Origin of the sequence: Pseudomonas sp. R2-60-08W (assembly GCF_003852335.1) — a bacterium.
Taxonomy (GTDB): domain Bacteria; phylum Pseudomonadota; class Gammaproteobacteria; order Pseudomonadales; family Pseudomonadaceae; genus Aquipseudomonas.
In genome coordinates, this window is sequence record NZ_CP027731.1 from 5,267,502 (window position 1) to 5,289,415 (window position 21,914).

The 21,914-nt window shown below is 59.6% G+C and carries 17 protein-coding genes and 1 tRNA gene; 15 read left to right on the top strand and 3 right to left on the bottom strand.

Annotated features, from left to right (window positions below; all coding sequences use genetic code 11):
• Nucleotides 1–153 precede the first annotated feature (153 nt).
• The 7 genes from apaG (at nucleotide 154) to C4J90_RS24160 (ending at nucleotide 8,161) form a co-directional block, all read left to right on the top strand.
• Complete coding sequence (gene apaG, locus C4J90_RS24130; RefSeq protein WP_124420969.1) at nucleotides 154–534, top strand: Co2+/Mg2+ efflux protein ApaG; 381 nt, start codon at nucleotides 154–156, stop codon at nucleotides 532–534.
• A complete protein-coding gene (locus C4J90_RS24135) occupies nucleotides 534–1,385 on the top strand; it encodes a symmetrical bis(5'-nucleosyl)-tetraphosphatase (RefSeq protein WP_124420970.1) in 852 nt (283 codons plus the stop codon). Before apaG ends, C4J90_RS24135 begins: the two co-directional genes overlap by 1 nt.
• A gap of 9 nt (nucleotides 1,386–1,394) precedes the next feature.
• On the top strand, nucleotides 1,395–1,724 hold the full coding sequence (gene glpE / locus C4J90_RS24140) for a thiosulfate sulfurtransferase GlpE (RefSeq protein WP_124372048.1): 330 nt from the start codon (nucleotides 1,395–1,397) through the stop codon (nucleotides 1,722–1,724).
• 285 nt (nucleotides 1,725–2,009) lie between these two features.
• Complete coding sequence (locus C4J90_RS24145) at nucleotides 2,010–3,932, top strand: PrkA family serine protein kinase (protein WP_124364653.1); 1,923 nt, start codon at nucleotides 2,010–2,012, stop codon at nucleotides 3,930–3,932.
• A 99-nt stretch (nucleotides 3,933–4,031) separates the two neighbouring features.
• Complete coding sequence (locus C4J90_RS24150) at nucleotides 4,032–5,303, top strand: YeaH/YhbH family protein (protein WP_124364654.1); 1,272 nt, start codon at nucleotides 4,032–4,034, stop codon at nucleotides 5,301–5,303.
• The gene (locus tag C4J90_RS24155; RefSeq protein WP_124420971.1) at nucleotides 5,300–6,865 is read left to right on the top strand and encodes a SpoVR family protein; all 1,566 of its coding nucleotides are present in this window, start codon (nucleotides 5,300–5,302) and stop codon (nucleotides 6,863–6,865) included. The genes C4J90_RS24150 and C4J90_RS24155 overlap by 4 nt, the downstream gene beginning before the upstream one ends.
• 63 nt (nucleotides 6,866–6,928) lie before the next feature.
• A complete protein-coding gene (locus tag C4J90_RS24160) occupies nucleotides 6,929–8,161 on the top strand; it encodes a multifunctional CCA addition/repair protein (RefSeq protein ID WP_124420972.1) in 1,233 nt (410 codons plus the stop codon).
• 72 nt (nucleotides 8,162–8,233) lie between these two features.
• Here the strand turns inward: C4J90_RS24160 and folK are convergent, their stop codons facing one another.
• Together folK and folB are read right to left on the bottom strand one after the other, a co-directional pair.
• Complete coding sequence (folK, locus tag C4J90_RS24165) at nucleotides 8,234–8,752, bottom strand: 2-amino-4-hydroxy-6-hydroxymethyldihydropteridine diphosphokinase (RefSeq protein ID WP_124364657.1); 519 nt, start codon at nucleotides 8,750–8,752, stop codon at nucleotides 8,234–8,236.
• Nucleotides 8,743–9,096: a dihydroneopterin aldolase gene (gene folB / locus C4J90_RS24170; RefSeq protein WP_015886183.1), complete on the bottom strand. Its 354-nt coding sequence runs from the start codon at nucleotides 9,094–9,096 to the stop codon at nucleotides 8,743–8,745. Before folB ends, folK begins: the two co-directional genes overlap by 10 nt.
• A 74-nt stretch (nucleotides 9,097–9,170) precedes the next feature.
• On the opposite strand from folB, the gene plsY reads away from it, so the two are divergent.
• Nucleotides 9,171–9,740: a glycerol-3-phosphate 1-O-acyltransferase PlsY gene (gene plsY, locus C4J90_RS24175; RefSeq protein WP_124420973.1), complete on the top strand. Its 570-nt coding sequence runs from the start codon at nucleotides 9,171–9,173 to the stop codon at nucleotides 9,738–9,740.
• Nucleotides 9,741–9,759: 19 nt separating this feature from the next.
• Here the strand turns inward: plsY and tsaD are convergent, their stop codons facing one another.
• Nucleotides 9,760–10,785 (bottom strand): tRNA (adenosine(37)-N6)-threonylcarbamoyltransferase complex transferase subunit TsaD, encoded by a 1,026-nt coding sequence (gene tsaD / locus C4J90_RS24180; protein WP_124364659.1) that lies wholly within the window; start codon nucleotides 10,783–10,785, stop codon nucleotides 9,760–9,762.
• Between the two features lie 202 nt (nucleotides 10,786–10,987).
• Between tsaD and rpsU the strand changes: the two genes are divergently transcribed.
• The 7 genes from rpsU to C4J90_RS24215 all read left to right on the top strand — a co-directional run bounded on the left by rpsU (nucleotide 10,988) and on the right by C4J90_RS24215 (nucleotide 21,908).
• A complete protein-coding gene (gene rpsU / locus C4J90_RS24185) occupies nucleotides 10,988–11,203 on the top strand; it encodes a 30S ribosomal protein S21 (RefSeq protein WP_002551877.1) in 216 nt (71 codons plus the stop codon).
• Nucleotides 11,204–11,643: 440 nt separating this feature from the next.
• Nucleotides 11,644–13,614, top strand: coding sequence for a DNA primase (gene dnaG / locus C4J90_RS24190; protein ID WP_124415732.1), 1,971 nt, complete (start codon nucleotides 11,644–11,646; stop codon nucleotides 13,612–13,614).
• A gap of 67 nt (nucleotides 13,615–13,681) precedes the next feature.
• The gene (rpoD, locus tag C4J90_RS24195) at nucleotides 13,682–15,532 is read left to right on the top strand and encodes an RNA polymerase sigma factor RpoD (protein WP_124364661.1); all 1,851 of its coding nucleotides are present in this window, start codon (nucleotides 13,682–13,684) and stop codon (nucleotides 15,530–15,532) included.
• Between the two features lie 133 nt (nucleotides 15,533–15,665).
• Nucleotides 15,666–19,409: a bifunctional diguanylate cyclase/phosphodiesterase gene (locus C4J90_RS24200; protein ID WP_124420974.1), complete on the top strand. Its 3,744-nt coding sequence runs from the start codon at nucleotides 15,666–15,668 to the stop codon at nucleotides 19,407–19,409.
• 15 nt (nucleotides 19,410–19,424) lie between these two features.
• Nucleotides 19,425–19,501 (top strand) — tRNA-Ile (locus tag C4J90_RS24205).
• Nucleotides 19,502–19,611: 110 nt separating this feature from the next.
• On the top strand, nucleotides 19,612–20,058 hold the full coding sequence (locus C4J90_RS24210; RefSeq protein ID WP_124420975.1) for an Lrp/AsnC family transcriptional regulator: 447 nt from the start codon (nucleotides 19,612–19,614) through the stop codon (nucleotides 20,056–20,058).
• 167 nt (nucleotides 20,059–20,225) lie between these two features.
• Nucleotides 20,226–21,908, top strand: coding sequence for an NAD(P)/FAD-dependent oxidoreductase (locus C4J90_RS24215; RefSeq protein WP_124372479.1), 1,683 nt, complete (start codon nucleotides 20,226–20,228; stop codon nucleotides 21,906–21,908).
• Nucleotides 21,909–21,914 lie beyond the last annotated feature (6 nt).

Consider the following 21,914-nt stretch of genomic DNA (forward strand, 5'->3'; position numbering starts at 1 on the left):
ATGACTGTTTAACTGACCCACCGCTATCGGGGGCAAGCCCCCTCCCACCTTTGAACTGCGCGCCCCCGACACCATCTCTGGCCTAGTGCCCACCTATTGGCCTAGACTGGCCCGCATCTGCTGTCCTGCGCATCTGCTTTTAAGGCCTCTTGCATGTCCGATCCTCGCTACCAGATCGACGTCAGCGTCGTTACCCGCTTCCTGGCGGACCAATCGCAACCTGAACACAACCGCTTTGCCTTTGCCTACACCATCACGGTGAAAAACGACGGGCTGGTGCCGGCCAAGCTGCTGTCGCGCCATTGGGTGATCACCGACGGTGATGGTCAGGTCGAAGAAGTACGCGGCGCGGGTGTTGTCGGCCAGCAACCGTTGATCGACATCGGCGCCAGCCATACCTACAGCAGCGGCACGGTGATGACCTCCAAAGTCGGCACCATGCAAGGCACCTATCAAATGAAAGCGACCGACGGCAAGCTGTTCGACGCGATCATCAAGCCGTTCCGCCTCGCCGTACCCGGAGCCCTGCACTGATGGCAACGTATGCGGTCGGTGACCTGCAAGGCTGCCTGGAGCCCCTCAAGTGCCTGCTCGAACGCGTCACGTTCGACCCGGCAACCGATCGCCTGTGGCTGGTCGGCGATCTGGTCAACCGTGGTCCGCAGTCCCTGGAAACCTTGCGCTACCTCTATAACCTGCGTGATTCGCTGGTCTGCGTGCTGGGCAACCATGACCTGCACCTGCTCGCCGCCGGCCACAACATCGAGCGCCTGAAAAAAGGCGACACGCTGCGGGAAATCCTCGAAGCGCCGGACCGGGCCGAGTTGCTGGAGTGGGTGCGCCGACAAAAGCTCATGCATTACGACGAGGCCCGCAAAATTGCCATGGTCCATGCCGGCATCCCACCGCAATGGACGTTGAAAAAAGCCCTCAAGTGCGCAGCCGAAGTCGAAAGCGCCCTGGCCGATGACAACCTCTACACCGCCTACCTCGACGGCATGTATGGCAACGAGCCGGTGAAGTGGGACAACGACCTCAGCGGCGTTGCGCGCCTGAGGGTGATCACCAACTACTTCACGCGCATGCGCTTCTGCACGGCCGAGGGCCGACTGGACCTCAAGAGCAAGGAAGGCGCCGATACCGCGCTGCCTGGCTATAAGCCCTGGTTTGCGCACAAGGAACGCAAAACCCGTGACACGAAGATCATCTTCGGTCACTGGGCCGCCCTTGAAGGCAAATGCGAAGAACCCGGCGTGTTCGCCCTCGACACCGGCTGCGTTTGGGGTGGTGCCATGACCCTGATGAACATCGACACCGGCGAGCGCATCAGTTGCCAGTGTGAATCCCCCGTATCCAATACACAGACGGCCGCCGCCAAGCCCTAGGAGCCCGCCATGACAGAATTCAAACGTATTCCCCCCGAACAAGCCCAAGCCCTGCGCGAACAAGGCGCTGTGGTCGTCGATATCCGTGACCAGCCTACGTATGCCGCTGCGCACATTGCCGGCGCCCGGCATCTGGACAACGTCAACATCGCCGACTTCATCCGCGCCGCCGACCTCGACGCGCCGCTGATCGTTGCGTGCTACCACGGCAACTCCAGCCAGAGCGCAGCGGCCTATCTGGTCAGCCAGGGTTTCTCCGACGTCTACAGCCTGGACGGCGGCTTTGAGCTGTGGCGAGCGACCTATCCTGCGGAAATATCTTCAGGCGATTCGCAATAATTTTTTTCACACCCCGCTACCCCGCGTGACGCTTGGGCTTGCGCCGTTTCTGACGAACGGCGCGGCCAAACTAATTACGCATCGCGCCTTGACCTCCCCGATTCCGAACTATCCTTAGGCACAGGCCATCCAAATCAGGGGAGAGCCGGTACACCGGCGTGCGGGTCATCGGTAGCGTTTCAGGGTGTTCTGGGGGGAAAACAGCTATTGGCGAACGTCAATGACTGCCAGCATCGACTGATTGATCCGGCGTCGGCTCCACGTATCGAGCGAGGTGACGACGTCATGAGTATCTTTAGCCACTTCCAACAACGTTTCGCGTCCACACAGGAGGAGGAACTCACGCTTCAAGAGTACCTCGAACTGTGCAAACAGGACCGCAGTACCTATGCGTCTGCCGCCGAACGCCTGCTGCTGGCAATCGGCGAGCCGCAGCTGGTGGAAACCGCCAACAACTCGCGGCTGTCGCGAATATTCTCCAACAAGGTGATCCGCCGCTATCCGGCCTTTGAAGACTTCCACGGCATGGAAGAATGCATCGACCAGATCGTCTCCTACTTCCGGCATGCTGCCCAGGGCCTGGAGGAGAAGAAACAGATCCTCTACCTGCTCGGCCCCGTCGGCGGTGGCAAGTCGTCCCTGGCCGAAAAACTCAAGCAACTGATCGAAAAGGTGCCCTTCTACGCGATCAAGGGCTCGCCGGTGTTCGAGTCGCCCCTGGGCCTGTTCAACGCCACCGAAGATGGCGCGATCCTCGAAGAAGACTTCGGCATCCCTCGGCGCTACCTCAATACCATCATGTCGCCCTGGGCCACCAAGCGCCTGTCCGAGTTCGGCGGCGATATCAGCCAGTTCCGCGTGGTCAAGCTCTACCCGTCGATCCTCAACCAGATCGGCGTCGCCAAGACTGAACCGGGCGACGAGAACAACCAGGACATCTCCGCACTGGTGGGTAAGGTCGATATCCGCAAACTGGAAGAATACCCACAGAACGATGCCGACGCCTACAGCTACTCGGGCGCGCTGTGCCGGGCCAACCAGGGCCTGATGGAATTCGTGGAGATGTTCAAGGCGCCGATCAAGGTGCTGCACCCACTGCTCACGGCCACCCAGGAAGGTAACTACAACAGTACCGAGGGCCTGGGCGCGATTCCGTTTACCGGGATCCTGCTGGCTCACTCCAACGAATCGGAGTGGCACACCTTCCGCAACAACAAGAACAACGAAGCCTTCATCGACCGTATCTACATCGTCAAGGTGCCTTACTGCCTGCGGGTCAGCGATGAAATCAAGATCTACGACAAACTGCTGTTCAACAGCTCCCTGGCCAAGGCGCATTGCGCACCCGACACCCTGAAGATGCTCGCCCAGTTCACCGTGCTGTCGCGCCTCAAGGAGCCGGAGAACTCGAATATCTACTCGAAAATGCGCGTGTACGATGGGGAAAACCTCAAGGACACCGATCCCAAGGCCAAATCAATCCAGGAATACCGCGACACGGCGGGCGTCGATGAAGGCATGAACGGCCTGTCGACGCGCTTCGCGTTCAAGATCCTCTCCAAGGTCTTCAACTTCGACCCTCACGAGATCGCCGCCAACCCGGTGCATTTGCTGTACGTGCTGGAGCAGCAGATCGAACAGGAACAATTCCAGGCCGAAACCCGCGAGCGCTATCTGCGCTTCCTCAAGGAATACCTGGCGCCGCGCTACATCGAATTCATCGGTAAGGAAATCCAGACCGCTTACCTGGAATCCTACAGCGAGTACGGCCAGAACATCTTCGACCGCTACGTGCTGTACGCCGACTTCTGGATTCAGGACCAGGAATACCGCGACCCGGAAACCGGCGAAATCCTCAACCGCGTGGCACTCAACGAGGAGCTGGAGAAAATCGAGAAACCCGCCGGCATCAGCAATCCGAAGGATTTCCGCAACGAAATCGTCAACTTCGTGCTGCGCGCCCGCGCCAACAACAACGGCAAGAACCCAACCTGGCTCAGCTACGAGAAGCTGCGGGTGGTGATCGAGAAGAAAATGTTCTCCAACACCGAGGATCTGCTGCCGGTTATCAGCTTCAACGCCAAGGCCAGCAAAGAGGACCAGCAGAAACACAACGACTTCGTCACACGGATGGTCGAGCGCGGCTACACCGACAAACAGGTACGGCTGCTCTCCGAGTGGTATCTGCGGGTGCGCAAATCGCAATGACGTAGCTGCAAGCTTTTAGCTACAAGCTGCAAGTAAAAGCCGATCCGCTTTTACTTGTCGCTTGCGGCTTACGACTTGAAGCTCCCCGGAGGGGCCCCCATGAGCTATGTGATCGACCGACGCCTCAATGGCAAGAACAAGAGCACGGTAAACCGCCAGCGTTTCCTGCGGCGTTACCGTGACCACATCAAAAAGGCCGTTGAAGAGGCCGTCAGCCGCCGCTCCATCACCGACATGGAACATGGCGAACAAATCAGCATTCCCGGACGGGACATCGACGAACCCGTGCTGCACCACGGCCGGGGTGGTAAGCAAACCGTGGTGCATCCGGGCAACAAGGAGTTCACCACGGGTGACCACATTCAGCGCCCGCAGGGTGGCGGTGGGGGCAAGGGCGCGGGCAAGGCCGGTAACTCCGGCGAGGGCATGGACGAATTCGTGTTCCAGATCACCCAGGAAGAATTTCTTGAATTCATGTTCGAGGACCTGGAGTTGCCCAACTTGGTCAAACGCAACCTGACCGGCACCGACACGTTCAAAACCGTGCGTGCGGGTATCAGCAACGAAGGCAACCCGTCCCGTATCAACATCATCCGCACCCTGCGCTCAGCCCACGCCCGGCGTATCGCCCTGTCGGGCAGCAGCCGTGCAAAACTGAAGCAGGCCAAGGAAGAGCTGGAGCGCCTGAGGCGCGAAGAACCGGACAACTTCGGCGATATCCAGGAAATAGAGGCAGAAATCGAGAAACTCAGCGCGCGCATTCATCGCGTGCCGTTTCTCGATACCTTTGACTTGAAATACAACCTGCTGGTCAAGCAGCCCAACCCGAGTTCCAAGGCCGTCATGTTCTGCCTGATGGACGTGTCCGGTTCCATGACCCAGGCCACCAAGGACATTGCCAAGCGCTTCTTTATCTTGCTGTACCTGTTCCTGAAGCGGAACTACGACAAGATCGAGGTGGTGTTCATTCGCCATCACACCAGCGCTCGGGAAGTGGACGAAGAAGAATTCTTCTATTCCCGCGAAACCGGCGGCACCATCGTCTCCAGCGCGCTGAAGCTGATGCAGGAAATCATGGCCGAGCGCTACCCGGTCAATGAGTGGAATATCTACGCGGCCCAGGCGTCCGACGGGGACAACTGGAACGATGACTCGCCGATCTGCCGCGACATCCTGATCAACCAGATCATGCCTTTCGTGCAGTACTACACCTACGTCGAAATTACCCCCCGTGAGCACCAGGCGCTATGGTTCGAATACGAGCGCATCGGCGAAGCCTTTGCCGATACGTTCGCCCAACAGCAACTGGTCTCGGCCGGCGATATCTATCCGGTCTTCCGTGAACTCTTCCAGCGCAGGTTAGTGACATGACCGCCAAAAAAGAGCATAAGCGCCAACCCATTTCCACCGGGTCCGAATGGACCTTTGAACTGATCCAGGCCTATGACCGGGAAATCAGCCGCATCGCCGCGGGTTATGCGCTGGACACTTACCCCAATCAGATCGAAGTGATCACCGCCGAACAGATGATGGACGCCTACGCCTCCGTCGGTATGCCGCTGGGTTATCACCATTGGTCCTACGGCAAACACTTTCTCAGCACCGAAAAGTCCTACACCCGCGGCCAGATGGGCCTGGCCTACGAGATCGTGATCAACTCCGACCCGTGCATCGCTTACCTGATGGAAGAAAACACCATCTGCATGCAGGCGTTGGTGGTGGCCCACGCATGCTACGGGCATAACAGCTTTTTCAAGGGCAACTACCTGTTCCGCACCTGGACCGATGCCAGTTCGATCATCGATTACCTGGTGTTCGCCAAGCAGTACATCATGCAATGCGAAGAGCGCCACGGCATCGACGCGGTGGAAGACCTGCTCGACTCCTGCCACGCGTTGATGAACTACGGCGTTGACCGTTACAAACGCCCCTATCCGATTTCGGCCGAAGAAGAACGCCTGCGTCAGAAGGAACGTGAGGAACACTTGCAGAAACAGATCAACGATCTGTGGCGCACCATTCCAAAGCGCGCCGGCAAGAACAGCGACAAGGACAATGCACGCTTCCCCGCCGAATCTCAGGAAAACATCCTGTATTTTCTGGAAAAACATGCGCCGCTGCTGGAGCCATGGCAACGCGAAATCGTGCGCATCGTGCGCAAGATTGCCCAGTACTTTTATCCACAGCGCCAGACCCAGGTGATGAACGAGGGCTGGGCGACGTTCTGGCACTACACGCTGATGAACGACCTGTACGACGAAGGCCTGGTCACCGACGGGTTCATGATGGAATTCCTCACCTCCCACACCAGCGTGGTGTTCCAGCCCGGCTTCGATAGCCCGTACTACAACGGCATCAATCCCTATGCGCTGGGCTTTGCGATGTATCGGGACATCCGGCGCATGTGCGAACACCCCACCGAGGAGGACCGCCGCTGGTTCCCGGAAATCGCCGGTAGCGACTGGCTCTCCACCATCAAGTTCGCCATGAGCAGTTTCAAGGACGAGAGCTTCATCCTGCAGTACCTGTCTCCCCAGGTGATTCGCGACCTCAAGCTGTTCAGCATCATGGATGACGATCTCAAGGACGACCTGGTAGTGCCCGCTATTCATGACGAACCCGGCTACCGGACTATCCGCGAGACCCTGGCGGCGCAATACAACCTGGGCAACCGCGAGCCCAACGTACAGATCTACAGCATCGATGTGCGGGGTGACCGCTCGCTGACCTTGCGTCACCAGCAGCACGACCGCAAACCCTTGGGCGAATCCACAGAGGAGGTGCTCAAGCACTTGCACCGGCTGTGGGGCTTCGATATCCACCTGGAAACCCTGCAGGGCGACCAGGTGGTGAAAACCCACCACGTTCCCCCGCGCAGCGATCATAACGACACCGACTACGGCCGCCTGGACCTGGCCGTCGTGCATCTCTGAAGCGGCAAAGCCTCCATTGGCCCGGCACAGACGGTATCCTGTGCCGCTAATGGAGGCTTTTTCATGAAAATCTACAAAGTCGGCGGTGCGGTGCGTGATCGCCTGCTGGGCATCGAGGTCACCGATATCGATCGCGTCGTCGTTGGCGCCACCATCGAAGAGATGCAGGCCAAAGGCTTCAAGCCGGTCGGCGCTGACTTCCCCGTGTTCCTGGACCCGAAAAACGGCGATGAATACGCCCTCGCCCGCACCGAGCGCAAAAGTGGCAGGGGCTACGGCGGCTTCGTGTTTCACGCCAGCCCCGACGTCACGCTGGAAGAAGACCTGGTTCGTCGCGACCTGACCATCAATGCCATGGCCGAAGACGATGAGGGCAATCTGACCGACCCCTATCACGGCCAACACGACCTGGAAGCACGTGTTTTACGTCACGTTTCGCCCGCGTTCGCCGAAGATCCCCTGCGAGTGCTGCGGGTTGCGCGGTTTGCCGCTCGCTATGCGCACCTCGGATTCACCGTGGCTCCCGAAACCCTGGCACTGATGCGTCAGCTCAGCGAATCCGGCGAACTGGAAGCGTTGACGCCGGAGCGCAGCTGGAAGGAAATTTCCCGGGCATTGATGGAAGACCAGCCCCAGGTGTTTATTCAAGTGCTGCGCGACTGCCATGCGCTGAAAACCCTGATGCCGGAAGTGGATGCGCTGTTCGGCGTACCGCAGCCCGAAGCCCATCATCCCGAGATCGACACCGGCGTGCACACCCTGAGCGTGCTGGAACAGGCTGCAGTGCACAAACAACCGTTGACCGTACGCTGGGCCTGCCTGCTGCACGACCTGGGCAAAGGGCTGACACCTGTGGATAAGTTGCCGCAGCACATTGCCCACGAACACCGGGGCTTGAAGCTGATCAAGACGGTTAATGAACGTTTCAAAGTGCCAAAGGATTGCCAGGAACTGGCGCTGCTGGTGGGCCAATATCACACCCACGGGCATCGCGCTCTGGAGCTGAAGGCGTCGACGCTATTGGAGTTGCTGCAAAGTTTTGACGTCTACCGTCGACCGCAACGCTTCGAGGAATTCGTGGTCGCCTGCGAGATGGATGCGCGGGGCCGCAAGGGTCTTGAACAGCGCAGTTATCCACAGGCGGATTATTTGCGGGGGGCGGCGAAGGTTGCGCGCGAGGTGGCAGTGGCGCCACTGCTGGAAAAAGGCTTCAAAGGTCCGGAGCTGGGTGAGGCGCTCAAGCGTGAACGGCTCAACGCACTAAAAGCCTACAAAGAACAACACAAGCCTCTGTAGGAGCGAGCTTGCTCGCGAAGGACATCAACGATAACGCAGCGCCCTCTGGTTTTTCGCGAGCAAGCTCGGCTCCTACAGAAGCACATCTGCCGTGAGTGGCCGGCCCTGCCACTCAAACGCCACAGGCGCGAGCACCTGATCGATCTGCGCATCACGCCACAGCGCCGCCATGGTCTTGCCCGCTTCAGGATGCACACGATCCGGCGCCATCATCGACAGCGGCCAGAGCACAAAAGCGTTTTTCAGGATCTCAGCCCGTGGCAGGATCAAACCGTCGAAATTACCCACCAGATCGCCATACAGCAGCACGTCGATATCCAGGGGCAGCCCTTTACGATCTGGCGCATAGCGGCCGTTGTCGGCCTCGATGGATTTCAACCGACGGTCCAGCTCCATCAATGACAGGTCGGTCCAGGCCGACACCACCAGATTGAAGAACGGCCCGCTCTTGATACCCACCGGCTGGCTTTCGAACACCGCCGAACAGCGCATGTCCGTCAAAAAGCTCGCCAGCGCATCGAGTCCCGCACGTAAATTGAGCTCGCGCTCGATATTACTGCCTAGGCCAAGGTAAACCTGAGTCAGCGACATCCGCGCTCGATCTCCACGCCCACGCCTTTGGCCGCTGGGACGGCACCTGGCTTGGTCAATTTGAGGTGCAGCCAGGGAATCTGGAATTCACTCATCAACACTTCGGCCAGGCGTTCGGCGAAGGTTTCCACCAGTTGGTACTGGGACTGCTCGGCAAAGGCCTGGATACGCGCGGACACGCTGGCATAGTCCAGTGCCAGGGTCAGGTCGTCACCGGCGGCGGCCGGACGGTTATCCCAGGCAAAGCTCAGGTCCAGGCGCAGGCATTGACGGATTCCGCGCTCCCAGTCATAGGCTCCGATCACGGTGTCGACTTCCAGGCCTTCGATAAACACTCTGTCCAAGCACTCTTCTCCGCAGCACGACAAGGGCGCGATGCCCCGTTAGAATCAGGGCGTCCTCGCCCGGAATAGTTAGCATGTTTTGGTCACTGGCGATTCTCGCCTACCTGCTCGGCTCGCTGTCCTTTGCCATTTTGCTCAGCCGCCTGACGGGAAATCCCGATCCGCGAATGAGTGGCTCAGGCAATGCCGGTGCCACCAATATGTTGCGCCTGGCCGGCAAGAAACTCGCCGTGCTGACGCTGCTGGGCGACATCTGCAAGGGCCTGCTGCCCGTACTGCTCACCAGCCTCGTCGGCCTTACCCTGCAACAGCAGGCCTGGGTGGGCGTATGCGCCGTCCTGGGCCATCTGTTCCCCCTGTACTTTCGTTTTCGCGGCGGCAAAGGCGTCGCCACGGCGGCCGGCATGCTGCTGGGGATCTACCCGCCGGCGGCCTTGCTGGCGGTGCTCGCCTGGCTGCTGACGTTCTACCTGACCCGCACCAGCTCGCTGGCTGCGCTGATCGCCACACCGCTCACCCTGCCCTTGCTGGCCTGGCAAGCACCGGCGGCGCTGCTGCCGATGAGCGTGCTGACACTGCTGATCGTCTGGCGTCACCGCGGCAATCTACGCGACCTGTTTGCCGGGCGCGAACGGCATTTCTAACGGGCGTCCAGGCTAACCCTTACAACGGCGACAACTGCTCCATCGGCCAACGTGCCTGCACGCTGATCGCCAGGCTCTCATGCTGCCCGGCCTGCAGGCGTTGGCAGCCGGCGTAGGCGATCATCGCGCCATTGTCGGTGCAGAACTCAGGGCGCGCATAGAACACGTCGCCGTTCATCTCACCGAGCATTTTCTCCAACGCGCTGCGCAAAGCCTTGTTGGCACTGACGCCGCCAGCAATCACCAGGCGCTTCATGCCTGCCTGCTTCAGGGCGCGCTTGCACTTGATGGTCAAAGTCTCCACCACGGCCTGCTGGAACGCCAGCGCGATGTCGCAACGGGCTTGCTCGCCGTCGTCTCCGGCGCTGACGCTCTGCTGCCAGGTATTCAACGCCGAGGTTTTCAAGCCGCTGAAGCTGAACATCAGCCCCGGGCGATCGCACATCGGCCGTGGGAACGTGTAACGACCGGCCACGCCTTTTTCGGCAAGACGGGCGATTTCCGGACCACCGGGGTAATTGAGCCCCATCATCTTCGCGGTCTTGTCGAATGCTTCGCCTGCGGCATCGTCCAGCGACTCGCCCAACAACGTGTATTGGCCGATGCCGTCGACCTGAACCAGCTGCGTATGCCCCCCCGAAACCAACAAAGCGACGAACGGGAACGCTGGCGGTGTTTTTTCCAGCATCGGTGCCAGCAAATGCCCTTCCATGTGGTGCACACCGAGGGCCGGGATCCCCCAGGCAAACGCCAACGCCTGGGCACAGGAAGCCCCAACCAGAAGGGCCCCGACCAATCCCGGGCCTGCGGTATAGGCAATCGCGTCGATCTCGGTCGGCACGCAGCCGGCCTCATCCAACACCTGGCGAATCAACGGCAGCATGCGTTTGACGTGATCACGGCTGGCAAGCTCCGGCACCACGCCGCCATAGGCGCGGTGCAGGTCGATCTGACTGAACAGCGCATCGGCCAAAAGCCCGCGTTCACTGTCGTAAAGTGCGACACCGGTTTCGTCGCAGGAGGTTTCAAGTCCCAGTACTAGCATGGGTTTGCGCCTTGTAGAGGCTGAATTCGAAGGCGCGCATAATAGTCGCCACTCCCCCTCCCGACTAGCGGTTTTCGATCAGAGGCTTTGCATTCCTGCCAATGAGGGGTTAACATCCGCAACCCTTAAAAACCGACGACCTCAGCCGCGAATTGTTTGCGACGAGAACGTTGATCCCGGTAATGAAAGAAGGTAGCTCTGGATGCCAGCCGTCAAAGTAAAAGAGAACGAACCCTTCGACGTAGCTCTGCGTCGTTTCAAGCGCTCCTGCGAAAAAGCCGGTGTTCTGGCTGAAGTTCGTAGCCGCGAATTTTATGAGAAGCCAACTTCTGAGCGTAAGCGTAAAGCAGCAGCCGCTGTTAAGCGTCACGCCAAGAAAGTTCAGCGCGAACAGCGCCGCGCCGTTCGTCTGTACTAATACACAGACGTTCGTAGCAAGCTTCTGCCAAGCCCGGCCCTCAGCCGGGCTGTTGGCATTTGCGGATATCGCTTGATGCTTCATCGTCGACGCCGCACACGCGACCGAGACACCGCTTCACACGTCAGGACTGGCTCTTTTGCCAGCGGTGCACGTCTCTTCTGACGAGCCTAACAAGGCTACTGACGAGCACACCTATTCTTCAAGCAGGCGATCAACTGTGTCGACTGTGCCCATTGATGAGCTTCCGAGACCGCTCACAGGTCAAGACCGGACTCACGGGCAACTTTTATTCGTCGGACACTGATAGAGACTAACGTCAGCGAATGTTCGGCAGATACACTCCCTGACACCCCATGCAGACGATAATGCTCGAGCGCCCAACGTGCGCTTGAACATTTCACGGGTCCTCATTTACACGCAGTGATGACGAGAACGCCATGGCCGGGCTGATTCCCCAGAGCTTTATTGACGACCTTCTGAACCGCACCGACATCGTCGATGTTGTCAGCTCACGCGTGCAACTGAAAAAAGCCGGCAAGAACTACACCGCCTGCTGCCCGTTCCATAAAGAAAAAACCCCGTCGTTCAGTGTCAGCCCGGACAAGCAGTTCTATTACTGCTTCGGTTGCGGCGCCGGCGGCAACGCCCTCGGCTTCCTGATGGACCACGACAACCTGGATTTCCCCCAGGCCGTCGAGGACCTGGCGAAAGCCGCCGGCATGGAAATCCCCCGCGAAGAAAGTGGCCGTGCGCACAAACCGCGACAACCCACCGACTCGCCGCTGTATCCGCTGCTGACCGCCGCCGCCGATTTCTACCGGCAAGCACTTAAAAGCCATCCGCAGCGCAAAGCCGCTGTCGATTACCTCAAGGGCCGGGGCCTCACGGGGGAAATCGCCCGGGACTTCGGGCTCGGTTTTGCCCCGCCCGGCTGGGACAACCTGTACAAGCACCTGAGCAGCGATACGCTCCAGCAAAAAGCTATGATTGACGCCGGCCTACTGATTGAAAACGCCGAGACCGGCAAACGCTATGACCGCTTCCGTGACCGCGTGATGTTTCCGATCCGCGACAGTCGCGGCCGCATCATCGCGTTCGGTGGCCGAGTGCTGGGGGACGACAAGCCCAAGTACCTGAACTCCCCGGAAACCCCGGTGTTCCATAAAGGCCAGGAACTCTACGGCCTGTTCGAAGCGCGCAAGAACAACCGCAACCTCGACGAGATCATCGTGGTTGAAGGCTATATGGACGTCATCGCCCTGGCCCAGCAGGGCCTGCGCAATGCGGTGGCGACCCTCGGCACCGCCACCAGCGAAGAACACATGAAGCGCCTGTTCCGCGTCGTGCCCAGCGTGCTGTTCTGTTTCGACGGTGACCAGGCCGGCCGCAACGCCGCCTGGCGCGCACTCGAGGCCACGCTGTCGAGCCTGCAGGACGGGCGCCGTGCACGCTTTTTGTTCCTGCCCGAAGGCGAAGACCCGGACACCCTGGTGCGCTCCGAAGGCACCGACGCGTTCCGGGCGCGTATCAATCAACATGCGCAACCGCTTGCGGATTATTTTTTCCAGCAATTGACCGAAGAAGCCGACCCGCGCTCGCTTGAAGGCAAGGCCCATATGGCTACCCTCGCAGCGCCGTTGATCGACAAGGTTCCAGGCGCCAACTTGCGCACCTTGATGCGCAAGCGCCTGCTGGAAATCACCGGATTGAGCGGCGAAGCCGTGAGCCAGCTGGTGCACAGCGCTCCTCAGCATGCGCCGCCCGCCTACGACCCAGGCATGGATTACGACGCCATGCCGGACTATGCCGACTTCCACCAACCGCAGGAGGCGTTTACGCCCCAGCAGGAGTGGACGCCGAAGAAGCCCGGGGCCGGCGGCAAGAAGTGGGACAAAAAGCCCTGGAGCAAGAATGGCAAGCGCGGCGATCGCGATGAGGCTTATGCCCCGCGCACGCCGGTTGCCGTAGAAGCGCCAACGCTGATTGCGTTGCGCACGCTTATCCACCACCCGCAATTGGCGGGCAAGGTTGAAAGCGCCGATCATTTCGCCAACGAAAGCAACACCTACGCTCAGGTGCTTATCGCCCTGATCGAGGCCGTGCAGAAAAATCCTAAGCTAAACTCAATTCAGCTGATGGCTCGCTGGCATGGCACGGAACAGGGCCGCCTATTGAAGGCACTCGCGGAAAAGGAGTGGCTAATTGACGGCGATAACCTTGAACAACAGTTTTTAGACACCATTAACAGGTTATCCGCGGGTCAACATACACAGACCCTCGATGAGCTCATCAAGAGAGCAAGACAGCCGGGATTGTCGGCTGAAGAGCAAATTCAGATAGCAAAACAGATGCGCGACCTCTTAAAACAGAACGTTTGCACATCAAACCCGACCTCAGCTGGCGTGTGAGGTCATAGCTCGGGTATAATCCTCGGCTTGTTTTTTGCCCGCCAAGACCTTCAGTGGATAGGGTGTTATGTCCGGAAAAGCGCAACAGCAGTCTCGTATCAAAGAGTTGATCACCCTTGGTCGTGAGCAGAAGTATCTGACTTACGCAGAGGTCAACGACCACCTGCCTGAGGATATTTCAGATCCAGAGCAGGTGGAAGACATCATCCGCATGATTAATGACATGGGGATCCCCGTACACGAGAGTGCTCCGGATGCGGACGCCCTTATGTTGGCCGACGCCGATACCGACGAGGCAGCCGCTGAAGAAGCCGCTGCCGCGTTGGCCGCGGTGGAGACCGACATCGGTCGCACGACTGACCCTGTGCGCATGTATATGCGTGAAATGGGTACCGTCGAGCTGCTGACACGCGAAGGCGAAATCGAAATCGCCAAGCGTATCGAAGAGGGCATCCGTGAAGTGATGGGCGCAATCGCGCACTTCCCTGGCACGGTTGACCACATTCTCTCCGAGTACACTCGCGTCACCACCGAAGGCGGCCGCCTGTCTGACGTCCTCAGCGGTTATATCGACCCGGACGACGGCATTGCGCCGCCTGCCGCCGAAATACCGCCGCCTGTCGATCCGAAGGCGCCGAAAGCGGACGACGACGCCGACGAAGACGAGGCTGAAGCCAGCACCGACGACGAAGAAGAAGTCGAAAGCGGTCCAGACCCAGTCATCGCTGCCCAGCGTTTCGGTGCGGTTTCCGATCAAATGGAAATCACCCGCAAGGCCCTGAAGAAGCATGGTCGTGCCAACAAGCAGGCAATTGCCGAGCTGCTGGCCCTGGCTGAGCTGTTCATGCCGATCAAGCTGGTACCGAAGCAATTCGAAGGCTTGGTTGAACGCGTTCGTAGCGCCCTTGAGCGTCTGCGTGCACAAGAGCGTGCGATCATGCAGCTCTGTGTCCGTGATGCGCGCATGCCGCGTACCGACTTCCTGCGCCAGTTCCCGGGCCACGAAGTTGACGAAAGCTGGAGCGACGCCCTGGCCAAAGGCAAGGCGAAATACGCCGAAGCCATTGGTCGCCTGCAGCCGGACATCCTCCGTTGCCAGCAGAAACTGAGCGCACTGGAGGCTGAAACCGGCCTGACGATTGCCGAGATCAAGGACATCAACCGTCGCATGTCGATCGGTGAGGCCAAGGCCCGCCGCGCGAAGAAAGAGATGGTTGAAGCCAACTTGCGTCTGGTGATCTCCATCGCCAAGAAGTACACCAACCGTGGCCTGCAATTCCTCGACCTGATCCAGGAAGGCAACATCGGCTTGATGAAAGCGGTGGACAAGTTCGAATACCGTCGCGGCTACAAGTTCTCGACTTATGCCACCTGGTGGATCCGTCAGGCGATCACTCGCTCGATCGCCGACCAGGCCCGCACCATCCGTATTCCGGTGCACATGATCGAGACCATCAACAAGCTCAACCGTATTTCCCGGCAGATGTTGCAGGAAATGGGTCGCGAACCGACCCCGGAAGAGCTGGGCGAACGCATGGAAATGCCTGAGGATAAAATCCGCAAGGTATTGAAGATCGCTAAAGAGCCGATCTCCATGGAAACCCCGATCGGTGATGACGAAGACTCCCATCTGGGTGACTTCATCGAAGACTCGACCATGCAGTCGCCAATCGATGTCGCCACCGTTGAGAGCCTTAAGGAAGCGACTCGCGACGTACTCTCCGGCCTCACTGCCCGTGAAGCCAAGGTACTGCGCATGCGTTTCGGCATCGACATGAATACCGACCACACCCTTGAGGAAGTCGGTAAGCAGTTTGACGTGACCCGTGAGCGGATCCGTCAGATCGAAGCCAAGGCGCTGCGCAAGTTGCGCCACCCGACGCGAAGCGAGCATCTGCGCTCCTTCCTCGACGAGTGATACCAGAACCCCCGGCCCAGGCCGGGGGTTTTGCTTTCTAACAATTACTTCCACAGATAACTGCCCCGCAACCCCCCTCCCCCGCAATGCCCGTCTACACTCGAGAAATTCCCCGTGCCATAACGAGACCGTTATGCCCAGATTGCCGACCGTGATACTGCTGTCGCTGCTGACCTGGACCGCAACGGCTGGCGCGTTGACTCTCACGGATGATGAGCGTAGCTGGCTGACGGACCATCAGGAGCTGCGCCTTGGGGTGGATGCGTCCTGGCCGCCCTTTGAATACCGCGATGAAGAGAGCCGCTACCAGGGTTTGTCCGCCGATTATGTGCGCCTGATCCAGGATCGCCTGGGCATCCGGGTCAAGCTGATCGAGCCAGCAAACTGGACCGCTGTGCTTGAGCAGGCACGCAACAGTCAGCTCGACCTGCTACCTGGCGTCATGTCTACCCCGGAACGCCAGAGTTTCCTGGCCTTCACGCGCCCCTATCTCGACTTTCCCATCGTGATACTGGCCCATGAAGGCGGCGCCAAGCCGCGCAATCTCAACGATTTGTACGGACTGAAAATCGCCGTGGTGGAAAACTATGCGCCTCATGAATTACTACGCACCCACCACCCGGACCTCAATCTCGTCGCGATGCCGAACGCCAGCTCTATGCTGCAGGCCCTGGCCACCGATGAAGTCGATGCGGTCGTCAGCGACCTGGCTTCCAGCGTGTGGAGCCTGCGCCAACTGAAACTCGATGGTTTGTACGTGAGCGGCGAAACGCCCTACCGCTATCAGCTGGCAATGGGCGTTCCGCAGGATGAGAAAATACTGGTGGGCATTCTGGACAAGGTCCTCGCCGATCTCAGCCCAGCCGAAACCGATGCGATCCAGCAGCGCTGGGTCGGCAGCTTCAGCGATCACCGCACGTTATGGGCGGATTTGCTGATGTACGGTCTGCCTGCGGTATTGCTGCTGAGCACCGTGCTGGCCGTTGTGATTCGAACCAATCGTCGGCTCAGCTCGGAAATTTCCCGCCGGGTCGCCCTTGAGCAAGAACTGCGCAGCAGTGAGTACCACTATCGCGGCCTGGTGGAGAGCCTGTCCGCTATCGCCTGGGAAGCCAACATCAGCGATTTCACCTACAGCTACGTGTCGCCCCATGCTGAAGAATTGCTCGGCTACCCCCGCGCCCATTGGCTGATCCCCGGTTTCTGGCGCAACATCATTCACCCTGCCGACCTGACCCGCGCCGAAACGTATTGCTACCGTGAAACCCGCGCTAACCGTGATCACAGCATCGACTATCGCGTTATCACCGCCGATGGCCGCTGCCTGTGGGTACGCGACATTGTCAGCTTGATCCAATACGGCCATGAACCGGTGCTGCGCGGCTTGATGATCGACATCAGCGAAGCCAAGCGTACGGAAGAGGCACTGCAGCTGTCCGAGCAGAAGTTTGCCTCAGTGTTCCAGCAATGCCCGGACATCCTGGTGATCGCCCGCTTGTCCGACGGATGCCTGCTTGAAGTCAACAAGGCCTTTGAAGACCAGATCGGCCTGAGCGCCCAGGAGGTGGTGGGCAAAACCGCCACCGAGCTGAATATCTGGGGTGTTGAAGGCGTCGGTCCGGATCTGCTGCAACGCGTGCAGACCACCAGCATCCGCAACCTGGAGATGATTTTCTGGCGCAGCAATGGCCAGGCTTTTACTGGGCTTATTTCGACCGAGCCGTTCCAACTCGATACCACCGAGGCCCTGGTGGTCGTGGTGCGAGATATCACCCAGCTCAAGGAAACCCAACAGCAGCTGCAAACTTCCGAAGAGAAGTTTGCCAAGGCGTTTCATGCCTCCCCCGATGGCTTGTTGCTGAGCCGGCAAAGCGATGGGCTGCTGATCGAAGTGAACGAAGGCTTCAGCCACCTGACCGGCTACACCAGCGCCACGTCGCTCGACCAGTCGGCCCTGGACCTTGGCATCTGGGTCGACCTCAATGAGCGCAAGCACATGCTCGAGTTGATGCAGCGCGACGGCTTTGTCCGCGACTTCATCTGCCATATCCGCCGCGTTGACGGCCAGATTCGCCTCTGCGAACTGTCCAGCCGCCCGCTGCCCATCGGTGACGAAAACTGCATGCTGACCATCGCCCGCGACATCACCGAACGCCAGCTGATGCAGGAAAAACTGCAACAAGCCGCCACGGTGTTCGAAAGCACCGCCGAAGGCGTATTGATCACCGACACCCGGCAGAACATCAGTGCAGTAAACCGCGCCTTCAGCGAAATCACTGGCTACAGCGAGGCCGAAGCGCTGGGCCATACCCCGCGCCTGCTCGCCTCCGGCATGCACGACAGCGCTTTCTATGCCGCAATGTGGCACCAACTGACGACCCAGGGTCATTGGCAGGGCGAAATTTCCAACCGGCGCAAGAACGGTGAGCTGTACCCGAGCTGGCTGACCATCAGCGCCGTGCGCAATCGCGAGCAGGTGGTCACGCATTTTGTCGCCGTATTTGCCGACATCTCCAGCCTCAAGCTCGCCCAGGCGCGCCTCGACTATCAGGCCCATCACGACCCATTGACCGGCCTGCCCAACCGCACGCTGTTTGAAAGCCGACTGCAGGCCGCCCTCAACGGCCAGCAGGAAAGCGGCAGTCAAGGCGCGGTGTTGTTTCTCGACCTGGACCGCTTCAAACACATCAACGACAGCCTGGGCCATCCGGTCGGCGACCTGCTGCTCAAAGACATCGCCGTACGCCTCAAGGACCAGCTGCGCGATATCGACACCGTCGCCCGCCTGGGCGGCGATGAATTCATCATCCTGCTGCCCGGCCTGCACCAGGCCAGCGATGCCCAATACCTGGCGAACAAATTGCTCGATTGCTTCACACCGCCCTTCCAGGCCGGCGAGCACGAGTTCTTTATCAGCGCGAGTATCGGCACAAGTTTGTACCCGCAGGACGGCACCGATGTCGCCACCCTAGTCAAAAATGCCGACGCCGCGATGTACCGTTCCAAAGCCAAGGGCCGCAACCGCGTTGAAAGCTACACCCGCGACCTGACGGCCCAGGCCAATGAACGCGTGGCACTGGAGCATGAACTGCGCCGCGCCATCGAACGTGAAGAGATGAGCCTGTATTACCAACCCAAACGCAGCCTGCTCACCCAGCAACTGATCGGCGCCGAAGCCTTGATACGCTGGCACCACCCGACCTTTGGCGACGTACCGCCGGAACACTTCATCGCCTTGGCCGAAGAGAACGGCACGATCCTGCAAATTGGCGACTGGGTACTGGAACAGGCCTGCCGACAGATGCACGCCTGGCAAGGCGCTTTCGATGATTTCGGGCCACTGTCCGTCAACCTCGCCGGCGCGCAACTGCGTCACCCCAACCTGCTGTCACGCATCGAACAACTGCTGCGCGACTACCGCCTGGAGCCCGGCTGCCTGCAACTGGAGATCACCGAAAACTTCATCATGAGCCAGGCCGAAGAAGCGCTGGACGTGCTGCACCAACTCAAAGGCCTGGGCGTGCAACTGGCAATCGATGATTTCGGTACCGGCTATTCCTCCCTCAGCTACCTCAAGCGCCTGCCGCTGGACTTCCTCAAGATTGACCAATCCTTCGTCCGCGGCCTGCCCGACGACCCTCACGACGCCGCCATCGTCCGCGCCATCATCGCCCTCGGCCACAGCATGCAATTCACCATCATCGCCGAAGGCGTGGAGAACCCCGCACAGCAAGCCTTCCTCGCCGCAGAAGGCTGTGAACAGATGCAAGGCTACATCGTCAGCCTGCCCTTGCCACCGGAGCAATTTGCCGCAACCTTCCTTCGCACGAGGCAGGAGGATTTTTCGGATGGCACAGTGAACAAACCATCGTTATAATCCGCGACCTACTGAGGGCCTATAGCTCAGTTGGTTAGAGCAGGGGACTCATAATCCCTTGGTCGTAGGTTCGAGTCCTACTGGGCCCACCAATTTCAAAAGCCGCGCATTGCGCGGCTTTTGCATGTCTGGCGCCGCAGTTCTGTAAGCCCGACCAAGCCTGTAACATGCACACCCACTGCCCCCCACTGGAGCTCCATCCTTGCCCGTCCTCGACGAAATCGACCGCCAACTGATCGCCGCGCTGCAGCTCAACGCCCGCGAAAGCGTGGCCATGCTTGCCCGGCAGTTGGGGATCGCGCGTACCACGGTGACTTCGCGCCTGGCGCGTCTTGAGAAGACCCAGGTGATTACCGGTTATGGCGTGCGCCTGGGCCAGCGCGTGGCGGATGGCGGGTTGCAGGCGTATGTGGGCATTACCGTGCAACCGCGTTCGGGCAAGGAAGTGCTGCGCCGGCTGAGCGCGATGGCTCAGGTGCAGCAGTTGTGCGCGGTGAGCGGCGAATTTGATTATGTGGCGTGGCTGCGCACAGAGTCGCCGGAGCAGCTTGATCAATTGCTGGATCAGATTGGCAGTGTCGAGGGTGTGGAAAAAACCACTACTTCAATCATTCTCAGTAACAAATTGGACCGTGGACAACCTATCTGACCAGCTACTTCGCCATATTGACTAAAACCAGTGCAATCCGACGACACATTGCGTCTTATTAACGAACGCAACGCTCCCTAAACTGGCTGCCATCTTTTCCTATACTCAACGGGCCCTGTCCCGCAGAGTCGTCAGTAAGGTCAGCCATGAGCATTCCGTCCAGCACCATCAGCAAGACCAACCGACACCCCGCCAATGGTAAAAAGCCTATCACCATCTTCGGCCCGGATTTTCCGTTTGCCTTTGATGACTGGATCGAACACCCGGCCGGCCTGGGCAGTATTCCCGCCGCCAACCATGGTGCTGAAGTGGCGATTGTCGGCGCGGGGATCGCGGGCCTGGTGGCCGCTTACGAACTGATGAAGCTGGGCCTCAAGCCGGTGGTATACGAAGCTTCGAAGATGGGCGGTCGCCTGCGTTCCCAAGCGTTTGAAGGCGCCGAAGGCATCATCGCCGAGCTGGGCGGGATGCGCTTTCCGGTGTCGTCCACCGCCTTCTATCACTATGTGGACAAGCTGGGCCTGGAAACCAAACCCTTTCCCAACCCGCTGACGCCGGCGTCTGGCAGTACCGTCATCGATCTGGAAGGCCAGACGCACTACGCGCAAAAACTCTCCGACCTGCCGGTGCTGTTCCAGGAAGTCGCCGACGCCTGGGCCGACGCGCTGGAAGCCGGTTCGCAGTTCGGCGATATCCAACAGGCGATCCGTGACCGCGACGTGCCGCGCCTCAAAGCGCTGTGGAATAAGCTGGTGCCGCTGTGGGACGACCGCACCTTCTACGACTTCGTCGCCACCTCAAAAGCCTTTGCCAAGCTGTCGTTTCATCATCGCGAAGTATTTGGCCAAGTCGGTTTCGGCACCGGCGGCTGGGACTCGGATTTCCCCAACTCGATGCTGGAAATCTTCCGCGTGGTGATGACCAACTGCGACGACCATCAGCACCTGGTCGTTGGCGGCGTGGCCCAGGTGCCCATGGGCATTTGGCGTCACGTACCGGAGCAATGCGCCCACTGGCCTGCCGGCACCAGCCTCAGCTCATTGCATCGAGGCGCGCCACGGGCCGGCGTGAAGCGTATTGCTCACGCCGCCGACGGCCGTTTCGCCGTTACCGACATCTACGGTGACACCCGCGAATACGCCGCCGTATTGACCACCTGCCAAAGCTGGCTGCTGACCACCCAGATCGAATGCGACGAAACCCTGTTCTCGCAAAAAATGTGGATGGCCCTGGACCGCACGCGCTACATGCAGTCATCGAAAACTTTTGTCATGGTCGACCGCCCGTTCTGGAAAGACAAAGACCCGGAAACCGGCCGCGACCTGATGAGCATGACCCTCACCGACCGCCTGACGCGCGGCACTTATCTTTTCGACAACGGCGACGACAAGCCTGGGGTGATCTGCCTGTCCTACTCGTGGATGAGCGACGCGCTGAAAATGCTGCCCCAGCCCATCGATAAGCGGGTCAAACTGGCACTCGACGCGCTGACGAAGATCTACCCGAAAGTAGACATCAAGGCGCGCATCATCGGTGACCCGATCACCGTGTCCTGGGAAGCCGACCCGCATTTCCTCGGGGCCTTCAAAGGTGCATTGCCCGGCCACTATCGGTATAACCAGCGCATGTATGCGCACTTCATGCAGAAGGACATGCCCGCCGAACAACGTGGGATTTTTATCGCCGGCGACGACGTTTCCTGGACCCCTGCCTGGGTGGAGGGCGCGGTACAAACCTCGCTGAACGCGGTGTGGGGCATCATGACCCACTTCGGCGGCAGCACCCATCCGGAAAACCCAGGGCCCGGAGATGTGTTTGACGAGATAGGGCCAATCGCCCTGCCCGAATAAGGAGCC